This window comes from Corynebacterium sp. HMSC074E01, assembly GCF_001808885.1.
Lineage (GTDB): Bacteria > Actinomycetota > Actinomycetes > Mycobacteriales > Mycobacteriaceae > Corynebacterium.
The window spans coordinates 154,142-166,677 of the sequence record NZ_KV794847.1; the positions used below are offsets into that span (position 1 = coordinate 154,142).

Sequence of the window (12,536 nt, forward strand, 5' to 3'; positions counted from 1 at the left end):
AGGATGGTCACCATGGCACTTGCCGTGCGCGTGATCCCGTGTCTTGACGTTGATAATGGCCGCGTGGTCAAAGGCGTGAACTTCGAAAACCTGCGTGATGCCGGTGACCCAGTGGAGTTGGCTGCCCGCTATGGACAGGTGGGTGCTGATGAGCTGACCTTCCTCGACGTCTCCGCATCAAAGGATGGTCGCGGCACCATGCTCGATGTGGTGCGCCGTACGGCCGATCAAGTTTTCATCCCGCTGACCGTTGGTGGTGGCGTCAGGTCGGTGGATGATGTCCGTGAGCTGCTCCGCGCCGGCGCGGACAAGGTCTCGGTAAATTCCTCTGCTATCGCGCGCCCGGAGTTGCTGCGCGAACTGGCAGATGTCTTTGGTTCCCAGTGCATTGTGCTTTCGGTGGATGCTCGCCGCGCAGCAGATTTTCCCAGTGGCTTTGAGGTCACCACGCATGGCGGAACGCGCTCGGCGGGACTCGACGCCGTGGAGTGGGCCAAGCGCGGTGAGGAATTGGGGGTTGGTGAGATTCTGCTGAACTCCATGGATGGGGACGGCACCAAGGCGGGCTTCGACATCGAACTGATTGAGGCGGTGCGTGCGGCGGTGTCCGTGCCGATCATCGCTTCTGGCGGAGCGGGTAAGGCCGAGCATTTCCCACCGGCTGTTGATGCCGGAGCAGATGCCGTGCTTGCGGCCAGCATCTTCCACTTCGGTGAGGTAGAGATCTCTGAGGTTAAGGGGGCGCTCGCGGCAGCAGGGAAGGAGGTTCGCCAGTGAAGGAACACAATGAAAGCAGCGGACACGGAAGCACTGATTCAGAGGCCGTAGGGGACTATGAGCTGAGTGAAGAGATTGCTCAGCAGCTTAAGCGCAACGAGGCGGGCTTGGTTCCGGCCATTGTGCAATCGGAGCGCGGAGAAGTGCTCATGCTGGCCTGGATGGATGATCATGCCTTGGCCTATACGTTGGCGACGCGTCGTGGAACCTATTATTCACGCTCACGCCGCGAATATTGGATTAAGGGCCTGACGTCCGGCAATACCCAAGAGGTGGTGGGTGCGCGTTTAGACTGCGATGGAGACACCGTCTTGCTGACCGTGCGTCAGCACGGCGGCGCGTGCCATACCGGGGACCGCACGTGCTTCGATGCACGCAATCTCTTCGGAGAGGAGAACAATGGCTAAGCGCACTGAAACAAAGCGCAGTGGAGCTAAACGCATCGGACCAGTGTTGATGTTCGTTGGCGCCATCCTGTTGTGGCTGTCTTCCCGCATGACGTGGGTGTCGGCGGCGGTCGAAGACGATAAGGCCGGTTCGAGTGTTGCGGAATTATCTGGTTCCTTGTGGTCTCTTGAGCTCATTGCGCTCAGCGTCGTGGTGCTCGCTGGCGGTGTGGCAGCCTTTGCGCTGCGGCGCACGGGCCGTCGAATTGTCTCTGTCCTCACCGCACTCGCCGCGGCGGCTGCCGGATGGCGCCCGGTTGCGCTGTTGACTGCCGGCCCCGAGGCGGAGCGTGCTCAAGAGTTGCTGCAGGGAGGAACGAACGATACCTCCGTGGATTCCGCAACCATTTCGGATTGGGCCACTGTTCTCACCGCTGATGCATCGACCGCTGGCCCCGTGCTGGCTATCGTCGGTGCGGCGCTCGCCCTCTTCGGCGCGGTCATGGTGGCGAGCAATCCGGGGGCTGATAAGCCCCGTTCCACCAAATATGAAACCCCGGCGGTACGCCAGGAACGCCTGCAGGAAGATCTTGAAACCTCCCAGGACTCCGGCCGTGTGATGTGGGATGCCCTGGACGCCGATATTGACCCTACCGATCCCCGGTCTACCTAGGCATGGCAGCCACGTGAGCCGTGGCTACATTTCCTGCTTTAGAGAGTGGTCTTAGCGCGGAATCGGGTGCCCCAGATTTCTTGTTAGAGGCAAGGGCGCGCTAGCCTAAGTGTGATCTCAAACGCCCTTGTTTCTTTCTTTGAGTTTCCTTCGGGGAAGGGAGGTGCTCCATGCCTACCCCGATTGCCGTCGATCATCTTGTGGCCGGCGTACTAGCTGATGTAGCCGCACGGGAGGCGCGCGTCCCTTTCAAGGAAGTTAAAGCGCGGTCTCGAGACATGGACGCGCCGCGCGATACCGCCCAGGCCTTACTGCGCTCGGGGTGTTCTATCATCACCGAAATCAAGCGCGCCGTGCCTTATGGGGGAGAAATCGTCCACCTAGACGGGCCGCACTCCGTCGGGACCCTGGCACGAAAGCTGGAGGAAGCAGGCGTGCACGTCATGGCCTGCCAGACAGACAGGCGCCGCTTTCATGGCTCCCTGGAGGACATGCGTGTTGCCCGCGCTGCGATCGACATTCCTATGCTGTGCCGTGACACCATTGTTGATCCCTATCAGATTCATGAAGCGCGGTGTTATGGGGCGGATGCGATTCCCTTACAGGTGGAGTTGCTTGATCAGGCTCGCCTCGAGTCGCTCCTCGACCGCGTAGAGTCCCTCGGGATGACAGCCATCCTGGAAGTACGCACGTGCGCTGAGGTGGATCGCGTTATCAAAGCAGGGGGTACTGTTGTGGCGATCAATGCGTGGTCTTTGGCCTCCGATGCACTTAATCGGGAGGCCTTTTCTACTATTTCACCGGGTCTTCCTGAGAGCATCACACGTATTGCCGTGGGCGGCGTTAATAGTCCGCGTAACGTGCTGTCCTATGCCTCGCAGGGAGCCGATGCCATTCTCGTCGGTGAGTCCATCATGGCGGCCCAGGACCCGATGGCTTTGGCCCGCTCCTTAGTGGCTGCCGGCCAGCATCCGGCGTGCCCTTCGCGCAGAAGCTAGGCGCGTTGTAGCGGCCGTCTTTTTCAGGCACACTATTTCCCGTGCAGACTTACTACCTCGCCAACATTCCCTCTCCGCCACAAGGCGTGTGGCATCTCGGTCCAGTTCCTATTCGTGCGTATGCCATGTGCATTATCGTCGGCATCCTCGTCGCGCTGTGGATGACTCTGCGCCGCTATACTGCCCGGGGTGGAAACCCGGATGTGGTCTGGGATGCTGCCTTGGTGGTGATCCCGGCCGGCATCATTGGCGGCCGCCTCTATCACGTGATTACGGATAATGATAAGTACTTCTGTTCCACGTGTGATCCTCTCGACGCACTGAAAATCACCAACGGCGGACTGGGTATTTGGGGCGCAGTGGCTCTTGGCGCGGTCGCCGTGTGGCTCATGTTCAAAGTCAAGGGCATCCCTTTGGGGCCGTTTGCGGATGCCGTCGCCCCCGGACTCATATTGGCGCAGGCTATCGGCCGACTAGGCAATTGGTTCAACCAGGAACTCTATGGTCGTGAGACCACCGTCCCGTGGGCACTTGACATTTATTATCGCGTGAATGAAAGCGGTGAATACGCGCCGATCAGTGGCCGCTCGACCGGGGAAGTAATCACTTCGGTGCATCCGACATTCCTCTATGAGCTGCTGTGGAACGTGGCGGTGTGCGTGTTCCTGCTGTGGGCCCACAAGGCATTCAAGCTCGGCCATGGTCGTGTGTTTGCGCTGTATGTCGCCGGATATACAGCGGGGCGCTTCGTTGTAGAAAACATGCGTGCTGACGATGCCACGCTCATCTTTGGCCTGCGTGTCAATGTCATCGTATCGGTGGTCTGCTTTGTTGTAGCACTCATCGTGTATTTCCGGTTGCCGCGAGGCCAGGAAACGCCAGAAGAGGTGGACCCGGCCCGTGCCGCCGACGTCGGTGACAGCGTCGGAGCCGCTGACTCACAAAGGTGACAGTCGCAGCGCCTAGCGACAGATTTAGGCGCTGAGATTTCGGGAAGTAGCCGGGATCACACAATGTTTTAAGACGACTTGACCGAGAGTCTCGAGCTTCGGGCGCAAGGACATAAAATGCCCAGATGTGCCCGGTTATTCCCGGTTGTTGCCGAATCGGAAGGGGCTGCAACAGTCGCCGGGGAAGCCTGATTCAAGGGCCAAAACATGGTGTGAGCTTCATTCGTGGTGGCCGAGACCAGCAAAGCGGGGTAGTTTGGGAACCGTTAGAAACTCCCGATGTGAATAAGGCACTCCATGTTGGATAGAAGAACCAAAATTGTTTGTACGTTGGGTCCTGCTGTAGCAAGCAAGGAAGGAATCCTTGGCCTCGTTGAAGCAGGCATGAACGTGGCGCGTCTCAACATGTCCCACGGCGAGCATGCGGACCACGAGGCGAACTACCGCTGGGTCCGTGAGGCTACCGATGAGACCGGCCACGCAGTCGGCGTCCTGGCGGACCTCCAGGGACCGAAGATCCGTCTGGGTCGCTTCGTCAACGGTGAAGAGATGTGGAAGGACGGCGAAATCGTCCGCATCACCGTCGAAGACGTAGAAGGCACGCACGACCGCGTGTCCACCACCTACAAGAACCTGGCGAAGGACGCGAAGCCGGGTGACCGCCTGCTGATCGACGACGGCAAGGTCGCCGTCGTCTGCAAGGAAGTCGACGGCAATGACGTTGTTTGTGAGGTCACCGAGGGCGGACCGGTCTCCAACAACAAGGGCGTGTCCTTGCCTGGCATGGACATCTCTGTGCCGGCGTTGTCGGAGAAGGACATTGCTGACCTTCGCTTCGCATTGAAGCTCGGCGTGGACATGGTTGCCCTGTCCTTCGTTCGTTCTCCTGCGGACGTGGACAAAGTCCACGAAATCATGGATGAGGAAGGCCGCCGCGTCCCGGTTATCGCGAAGCTCGAGAAGCCGGAGGCAGTCGATGCCCTCGAATCCATCGTTTTGGCTTTCGATGCCATCATGATTGCGCGCGGTGACCTCGGCGTCGAGGTACCGCTGGAGCAGGTTCCGCTGTTCCAGAAGCGCGCTATCCAGATCGCGCGTGAGAATGCCAAGCCGGTGATCGTGGCAACGCAGATGCTCGATTCCATGATCTCCAACCTGCGCCCGACTCGCGCGGAGGCCTCCGACGTGGCTAACGCAGTGCTCGATGGTGCCGATGCCGTTATGCTCTCCGGTGAGACCTCCGTCGGCATCGACCCACAGAATGTTGTCCGCACGATGTCCCGCATCGTGACGAACGCTGAGCAGGGCGGCCAGGTTCCTCCGCTGACGCACGTGCCGCGCACTAAGCGTGGCGTCGTCTCTTACTCCGCGCGCGATATTGCCGAGCGCCTTAATGCGAAGGCCATCGTCGCCTTCACCACCTCCGGCGACACCGCGAAGCGCGTGGCTCGCTTGCACTCCCCGCTGCCGCTCCTTGCCTTCACCCCGCACCCGGCGGTGCGCTCGCAGCTGGCGTTGACCTGGGGCGCAGAGACCTTCTTGAGTGATTCGGTCGAGTCCACCGATGACATGATGGCCGCCATTGATGAGGCTCTGCTGGGAATGGATAAGTACAAGGAAGGCGACATGATCGTCGTCATCGCCGGTACCCCTCCCGGAATCTCTGGTAACACCAATATGATTCAGGTCCACGAGCTGGGCCAGACTCTGCGAGATAAGTAAAACTGTCGCAGAAAAGCAACGCCGCCTCACCCACGGTTGCTTCCTTACCCACTAAGTGGGAAGGAGGAACGGTGGTGAGGCGGCGCTTTGTTTTGTGGAAAGCCCGTCTAGGGGTTAATAGGCACTAGTACGTCTATTAACCCCTGTCCGTCTAGACGTTGGAAATGGGGGTTGGGGCCAGCTTCCACACCTCGTTGGCATAGTCAGCGATAGTGCGGTCAGAGGAGAAGCGCCCGGAATAGCAGATGTTGAGCCAGGCCTTCTTAGCCCATGCCAGCTCGTCGGCGTCATAGTCAGCTGCCATGCGGTCACGGGTCTCGCGATAGTCGGCGAAATCTCCCAGGACGTAGTAGGTGTCCTGAGCGTTTTCGCCGAAGCCATCGAGCAGCGAGGAACGAAGATCACCAAACATGCCTGCATTCTCCGACCCCAGCGTGCCATCGGTGAAGGCATCGAGGACACGCGCCAAGCCCGGAACCGTGTTGTAGAGCTCGCCCGGGTTGTACTCGGCGCGCAGCTGAGGGATGTCTTCGTTGCGGGCGCCGAAGATGTAGGCGTTGTCTTCGCCCACTGCCTCGACGATCTCTACGTTGGCGCCGTCCATCGTGCCCAAGGTCAGGGCACCGTTCATCATGAATTTCATGTTGGAGGTACCGGAGGCTTCCTTGCCTGCCACGGAGATCTGCTCGGAGACATCAGCAGCCGGGATGATGTGCTCAGCAGGGGAGACGTTGTAGTTCTCAACGAAGACTACGTTGAGCACGTCCTTGGTAGCCGGGTCGCTATTGACTAGGTCACCGATGGTGTTGATGAGTTTGATGATGGCCTTCGCGCGGACATAGCCCGGCGCAGCCTTCGCACCAAAGATGAAGGTCCGCTTCGGAACGGTTTCGCCGTCGACCTTGATGCGGAAGTACAGGTCCAAGATGTAAAGCGCATTCATCAGCTGGCGCTTGTACTCGTGCAGGCGCTTGATCTGGACGTCGAAAATGGAATCCGGATCCACGACCGAGCCCTGGTGTGCGTCAATCCATGCGGCGAAATCTTGCTTGTTGGCGCGCTTGATGTTGATGAGTTGGCGCAGCACCTTCTCATCCTCAGCCAGAGGAGCCAGCTTGGCCAGCTCGGTCAGATCGGTGACCCAGGCATCGGAGCCAGCTTGTTCTGTGAGCAGGTCGGACAGGCGCGGGTTGCACATGCGCAGCCAACGACGCGGGGTCACGCCGTTGGTCTTGTTATTGAACTTCTCCGGCCACAGCTCGTGCCACTCGGAGAGCGTGTCCGCCTTGATGATTTCGGTGTGCAGGGCGGCGACGCCATTGATCGAGTACGCGGCATAGCAAGCGATCCACGCCATGTGGACGTGCCCGTCGGATACCGGAGCCATGTAGTCGATGCGCCCTTGATCCAGGCCGCGCTGGGCCATGTCTTCGCGGAAGCGGCGGTCGATCTCTTCCACCAGCTCCCAAATGCGCCAGAACAGCTTCTGGAAGATGGATACTTCCCAGCTCTCCAAAGCCTCAGCCAGCACCGTGTGGTTGGTGTAGGCAAAAGTCTCGGTGACAACCTTCCAGGCTTCATCCCAGCCCATCCCGTGTTCGTCGAGAAGCAGGCGGAGCAATTCTGGGATGGCCAGCACCGGGTGGGTGTCGTTGAGCTGGATGCAGTTGTACTCGGCGAAGCCGGTGAGGTCCTCGCCGTGGTGCTCGATGTAGTTATCGATCATCTGCTGCAGCGAGGCCGAGACGAAGAAGTACTGCTGGCGAACGCGCAGAACCTTGCCTTCGTAGGTGGTGTCGTTGGGGTAGAGCACGCGGCAAATATCCATGACGCGCTCGCGCTCCACGATGGCCTCGGTGAAGCGCTGCGAGTTGAATGCATCGTAATCGAATTCATCGATAGGCTCGGACTTCCACAGGCGCAGCGTACCTACGTTGTCGGTGCCGTATCCGGTAATCGGCATGTCATAGGGGATAGCGCGTACGTCCATGTCATCGAAGTGGACCAAGCGCTGCTCGGAGGCACGGCGAATGATGAAGTCGTAGCCATTTTCCATCCAGGCATCCGGTTCCTCGCGCTGGAAACCGTTGTCGAAGGACTGGCGGAAGAGGCCGTAGCGGTAGAGCAGGCCGTAGCCCGTGACCGGGTAGTTCTGGGTGACAGCGGAATCGAGGAAGCAGGCGGCGAGGCGGCCCAAGCCGCCGTTGCCTAGCGCGGCATCGTGCTCGGCTTCGAGGACATCAGCCAACTCGTGGCCTGCGGCCTTGGCAGCGGCGCGGGCTTCGTCGACGAGGCCGACGTTGGTGAGGTTGTTGAGCAGGGCGCGTCCCTGGAGGAACTCAGCAGAGAAGTAGTGCTGCTGGCGGGCGGCGGAGTAGGCGGTGCGGGTGGTCTCCCAGTTGTCAGCAATCTGCTCCATTACTGAAGAAGACAAGCCGGACCAGAACTTGCGGTTGGTCGCGGCAGAGGGGGAGACACCAGCAGCGGCGCGGACGTGTCCGGGAACTGCGGTTTGAAAATCGGAGTGCTGGGCTTGACTCATAAGAATCCCTTCACCTTAGGCATAAAAATGCGGAAAAATACCAATACCCAAGCTTAACCAGTTCCGCATTCAGCTGCAGGCGAGAGCACTGCCAGCCACCGTGCGTTAATCATCACGCACGGCGAAAACGTTGTGCAGGGAAGGTTAGCGCCCCAGAAAAGACAGGACGGCTGCAGCCCCGGCGCGGGTGGCCGAGCGCATGGTGGGCTCATAATCCGGCAGGAAAGTGGATTGGTGGTTAACCGGCGGGTTGTCCAGGAGGTTGTCCGGCGTGGAGCCGATGAACCAGAAGCTATAAGGCACGTCCCAGGCTTGTGGGAGATAACAGAAATCCTCGGAGACGGTGGACGGGGTGGCGCTGACGGAGAGATCAGCAAAGACCGCGTCGAAGGCCGAGCGAACGGTCTCATGAGTGGAAGCGTCATTATCGGTGACTTCGCCGTGGGCAAAATACTCGAAGGTGGGCTCTGCTGGGCATCCTGAGGCTTCGCACTCGGCGCGCACCATACGCTCGAGGGAGGCGTAGACGCGCTGCGCCAACTCCGGCTTGTAATAGCGGGTGTTGAGCACGAGTTCGGCGCTGCCTGGAATGATGTTGTTTTTATCGCCCGAATGCAGCTCGCCTACCGAGATGACGAAGAAATCATGGGGTGGAACTTCGCGGCCGACGATGGCCTGCAGGCGCGTGACCACCATGGCGGCCACGTAGGAAGGATCGATGGCCTCGTGTGGCATGGAGGCGTGCGCTGAGCGCCCCGTAATGCGGATGCGGAGGGAATCGCAGCCGGCCAGGATGGGGCCGGCGGTGGACTGCACCTGGCCGGCGGGGCCCGGCATGACGTGTTGGCCAAAGCAGACATCGGGTGTGGGAACGCGCTCGGTAAGCCCGTCCGCAATCATGTATTTGGCGCCCATGGATGACTCCTCCGCGGGTTGGAAGAGTGCCAGGAAGGTGCCGTGCCAGGCGTCGCGGTGGGCGTCAAGAATCGCGCACGCGCCGAGTAATGCCGTGGTGTGCACATCGTGCCCGCAGGCATGCATCGCGCCATTGGTGGCGGCGAAGGGGACGCCGGTTTCCTCGGCCACGGGGAGGGCATCAAAATCCGCCCGCATCAGCGCGGTCGGGCCGTCCCCATTACGGAAGATAGCGACGATGCCGTGGCCGCCGATTCCGGTGATGAGCTCGCACTCGTACTTGTCTAGTTGTTCCAGAATCCGCCCGGCGGTGCGTTCCTCTTGGTGGGACAGCTCTGGGTGGGCGTGCATGTCTTCATAGAAGGCGCGTTGCCAGCTGAGATCGACGGAATCTTCGAGGAGGAGCGAGCTCAGCCGGGAAAGTGTGGGATCTGCCATAGTTACTGCCCTTCAAGTTTGGGTAGGGTTACCTACATGCCATTGATTCACTTTGATGTTCTGGTGCCGGATGCGCAAGCCGAGCGCGTGGCCGAAATCTTTAGCGCTGCTACCCACAAGCTGGTGGATAACAGCTCCTTAGTTTCTGCTGAGGTTACTCGTGTGCCTGATCCTGCACTCCCGGAGGGGCTGGAAGAACAGCTGCGCCAGACTTATCGCGATGAGCATGAAGAGCGTGATTTAGAGGACGCCAACGTCTACCGCTATGCCATCGATGTTGATGGTGTGAAGGGCTCCGTCAATCAGCTGACCATGGTCCTCGCGCGCTTGTTGACGCCCCATTCGGTTCTACCGAAGGATCACGTGTTGTTGGAGGATGAGCTCGCCCACGAGCGTCCAGCTATTTTCCCGTGGGCGGTGCAGGTGACCCCGTAGTTCTGCTGAGAGCTATAGCCCGCAGAGAGCTTTAGCTCTGCAGAACGTTGCGGACGAGGCGTTCGGCCGCGTTGCTTAAGTGCTGGGCGACGTCCCCCTCTTCCTCCCCATCGAGTTCTTCCAGTAGCGTGCCCTGCGGTGCCGGTGCGGTTGCGGAGCCGGCGATGATGCCCAGGGTAGGCAGGCTAGTCATGTCCGCCAGTGTGCCCACCACCTTTCCGGTAAGCGATTGTTCGTCGAAGCGCCCTTCTCCGGTAAGGATGAGGTCCGCCTCGGCGATACGCGCGGGCAGGTCGAGTGCTTCGGCTACATACTGGCCGCCCGGCACGATGCGGCAGTGCTCCGCCGTACCCCACAGCGTGCGCGAAAGCCAGCTCAGGGCGATGGGAATGCCGCCCGCGGCGCCGAAGAATTCCGCCTGTGAGTCGGTCTCCGTGACTTCGCAGAGTCGCAGCATCGCGCCCGCCAGTAGCGCTACTTGTTCGCCTTCAGCACCTTTTTGTGGGCCGTACATCGTCGCGGCTTGGACGGGCACGGCGCGAGTATCGGTGACCAAGGTGTAGTCCAGCATGGCCGCCTTCATATTGAGCTGTGCGGTGTCAATATGGTCGAGGTTGACCAAAGGTGCACCGCCTTTGGGTAGGGCGTATCCGCGGGCGTCGTGGGCGGCGGCGCCGAATGCGGCGAGGATGCCGAGACCACCGTCGATGCTGGCGCTGCCGCCGAGGCCGAGAACGATGTGCTTGGCGCCGCGCGCTTCGGCGTCGGCTACCAGCACGCCCGTTCCATAGGAATCCGCATGGAGTGGATCAAGGGCGTCGGCGACGGCAGGAAGGCCAGTTGCGGCGGCGACGTCGATGAAGGCGGTGTCGCCAACGAGCTGGTAGCTTGCCTCGGTCAGGCGCCCGATGGCATCGGTGGTAGGCAGCGTAATGGTCTGACCCGCCGTGCCGTGGTGATGAACAGCGGCGCTGGCGAGCACCTCCGCGGTGCCTTCGCCGCCATCGGCCATGGGCAGGGTCGTTACCTTCGCCGAGTCGGCGTGGGGCGAGGAGCTGAGAGCGCGCCGCGCGCCCAATGCAATGGCGGCGGCAGCTTCGGCTGCAGTGGCGGTGCCTTTAAAGGAGTCGGGGGCAACAAGAATGTGCATGCCCATGAGTATATGGCAGAGATGTGAGAAAAAATTTTCGCACTCTGACCAGCCGTTAAAGCGCTCACTAGTACGCCCGTCTTGCAATTTAGGTCGATTGATAGAAAACTATCGCTTGTTCAATGGATGACGCACCGACCGCAAGGAACGGTGCCCAATGAAAGGATTGCCATGTCCATCGACCAGCAAATCTCCGATTACTACAGCAAGCTTCTCAAGCGTAATGCGGGCGAACCGGAATTCCACCAGGCGCTCGCTGAGGTACTCGACTCACTGAAGATCGTCCTCAATAAGGACCCCCACTACGCTGATTACGGCCTGGTCGAGCGGCTGTGCGAGCCTGAGCGCCAGCTCATCTTCCGCGTCCCGTGGGTGGATGACAACGGCCAGATTCAGGTCAACCGCGGCTTCCGCGTGCAATTCAACTCGGCCCTCGGCCCGTACAAGGGTGGCCTGCGTTTCCACCCGAGCGTGAACCTGGGCATCATCAAGTTCCTCGGTTTCGAGCAGATCTTTAAGAACTCGCTGACCGGCCTGCCTATCGGTGGCGGCAAGGGCGGCTCTGACTTCGACCCGAAGGGCAAGTCCGAAGCCGAGGTCATGCGCTTTTGCCAGTCCTTCATGACGGAGCTGCACAACCACATCGGCGAGTACCGCGATGTGCCGGCCGGCGATATCGGCGTGGGCGGCCGCGAAATCGGATTCCTGTTTGGCCAGTACCGCCGCTTAGAAAACAAGCACGAGTCCGGGGTCCTTACGGGCAAGGGGCTGACCTGGGGTGGCTCCCTCGTGCGCACTGAGGCCACCGGTTACGGCCTGGTATATCTGACCTCGGAGATGATGAAGACCCACGGCGAGTCCTTCGACGGCGCCAAGGTCATTGTTTCCGGCTCCGGCAATGTTGCCATCTACGCCGCCGAGAAGGTTCAGCAGCTCGGCGGAACCGTCGTGGCGATGTCCGATTCCTCCGGCTACATCGCGACGCCGAACGGCGTGGACCTAGAGCTGCTCAAAGACATCAAGGAAGTTCGCCGCGAGCGCATTTCCACCTACGCCGGCGAGGCGGGCGCGGGAGTGGAGTACCACGAGGGCGGCAACGTGTGGGAGGTCAGCGCCGATGTTGCCCTGCCGTGCGCGACCCAGAACGAACTCGACGGCGATGACGCCAAGCTCCTGGTGAAAAACCACATCCGCTATGTCGCTGAGGGTGCAAACATGCCGTGTACCCCGGAAGCCGCGCACTACTTCGGGGAGAGCGGAATCGCCTTCGCGCCGGGCAAGGCCGCGAATGCGGGCGGTGTGGCGACCTCCGCGCTGGAGATGCAGCAGAACGCATCCCGCGACTCCTGGTCCTTCGAGTACACCGACCAGCGCCTGCATGAGATCATGTCCAATATCTTCCGCAACATCGACAAGACCTCCAAGGAATACGGCTTGGAAGGTGACTACGTGGCGGGCGCCAACATTGCCGGCTTCAAGAAGGTGGCCGACGCCATGCTGGCCCAAGGCGTAATCTAGCCGTTTCCTTATCCCTGTATATCCCTGTATCC

The 12,536-nt window shown here is 60.5% G+C and carries 11 protein-coding genes; 8 read left to right on the forward strand and 3 right to left on the reverse strand.

Annotation, left to right across the window (positions count from 1 at the left end; translation table 11 throughout):
• Positions 1-12: 12 nt before the first annotated feature.
• From hisF to pyk, 6 genes are all read left to right on the forward strand, one after another.
• A complete protein-coding gene (gene hisF, locus HMPREF2537_RS06755) occupies positions 13-777 on the forward strand; it encodes an imidazole glycerol phosphate synthase subunit HisF (RefSeq protein WP_070527579.1) in 765 nt (254 codons plus the stop codon).
• The gene (gene hisI / locus HMPREF2537_RS06760; RefSeq protein ID WP_070526845.1) at positions 774-1,184 is read left to right on the forward strand and encodes a phosphoribosyl-AMP cyclohydrolase; all 411 of its coding nucleotides are present in this window, start codon (positions 774-776) and stop codon (positions 1,182-1,184) included. Before hisF ends, hisI begins: the two co-directional genes overlap by 4 nt.
• Positions 1,177-1,836, forward strand: coding sequence for a TIGR02234 family membrane protein (locus HMPREF2537_RS06765; protein ID WP_070526848.1), 660 nt, complete (start codon positions 1,177-1,179; stop codon positions 1,834-1,836). The genes hisI and HMPREF2537_RS06765 overlap by 8 nt, the downstream gene beginning before the upstream one ends.
• 170 nt (positions 1,837-2,006) lie before the next feature.
• Positions 2,007-2,834 (forward strand): indole-3-glycerol phosphate synthase TrpC, encoded by an 828-nt coding sequence (locus tag HMPREF2537_RS06770; RefSeq protein ID WP_070526851.1) that lies wholly within the window; start codon positions 2,007-2,009, stop codon positions 2,832-2,834.
• 41 nt (positions 2,835-2,875) lie between these two features.
• Complete coding sequence (gene lgt, locus HMPREF2537_RS06775; protein WP_070526854.1) at positions 2,876-3,784, forward strand: prolipoprotein diacylglyceryl transferase; 909 nt, start codon at positions 2,876-2,878, stop codon at positions 3,782-3,784.
• A gap of 300 nt (positions 3,785-4,084) precedes the next feature.
• Positions 4,085-5,506 carry a pyruvate kinase gene (pyk, locus tag HMPREF2537_RS06780; protein ID WP_070527582.1) on the forward strand — a complete coding sequence of 474 codons (1,422 nt, stop codon included), beginning with the start codon at positions 4,085-4,087 and terminating at the stop codon, positions 5,504-5,506.
• Between the two features lie 151 nt (positions 5,507-5,657).
• Here the strand turns inward: pyk and HMPREF2537_RS06785 are convergent, their stop codons facing one another.
• Positions 5,658-8,048, reverse strand: coding sequence for a glycogen/starch/alpha-glucan phosphorylase (locus HMPREF2537_RS06785; protein WP_070526857.1), 2,391 nt, complete (start codon positions 8,046-8,048; stop codon positions 5,658-5,660).
• Between the two features lie 144 nt (positions 8,049-8,192).
• Positions 8,193-9,401 carry an amidohydrolase gene (locus HMPREF2537_RS06790; RefSeq protein ID WP_070526860.1) on the reverse strand — a complete coding sequence of 403 codons (1,209 nt, stop codon included), beginning with the start codon at positions 9,399-9,401 and terminating at the stop codon, positions 8,193-8,195.
• Between the two features lie 36 nt (positions 9,402-9,437).
• On the opposite strand from HMPREF2537_RS06790, the gene HMPREF2537_RS06795 reads away from it, so the two are divergent.
• Entirely contained in the window at positions 9,438-9,836 is a 399-nt protein-coding gene (locus HMPREF2537_RS06795; RefSeq protein WP_070526862.1) for a hypothetical protein, read from the forward strand.
• A 31-nt stretch (positions 9,837-9,867) separates the two neighbouring features.
• On the opposite strand, the gene HMPREF2537_RS06800 is transcribed toward HMPREF2537_RS06795, so the two are convergent.
• The gene (locus HMPREF2537_RS06800; RefSeq protein WP_070527585.1) at positions 9,868-10,986 is read right to left on the reverse strand and encodes a glycerate kinase; all 1,119 of its coding nucleotides are present in this window, start codon (positions 10,984-10,986) and stop codon (positions 9,868-9,870) included.
• Positions 10,987-11,157: 171 nt separating this feature from the next.
• Between HMPREF2537_RS06800 and gdhA the strand changes: the two genes are divergently transcribed.
• Entirely contained in the window at positions 11,158-12,504 is a 1,347-nt protein-coding gene (gene gdhA, locus HMPREF2537_RS06805; RefSeq protein ID WP_070526865.1) for an NADP-specific glutamate dehydrogenase, read from the forward strand.
• Positions 12,505-12,536 lie beyond the last annotated feature (32 nt).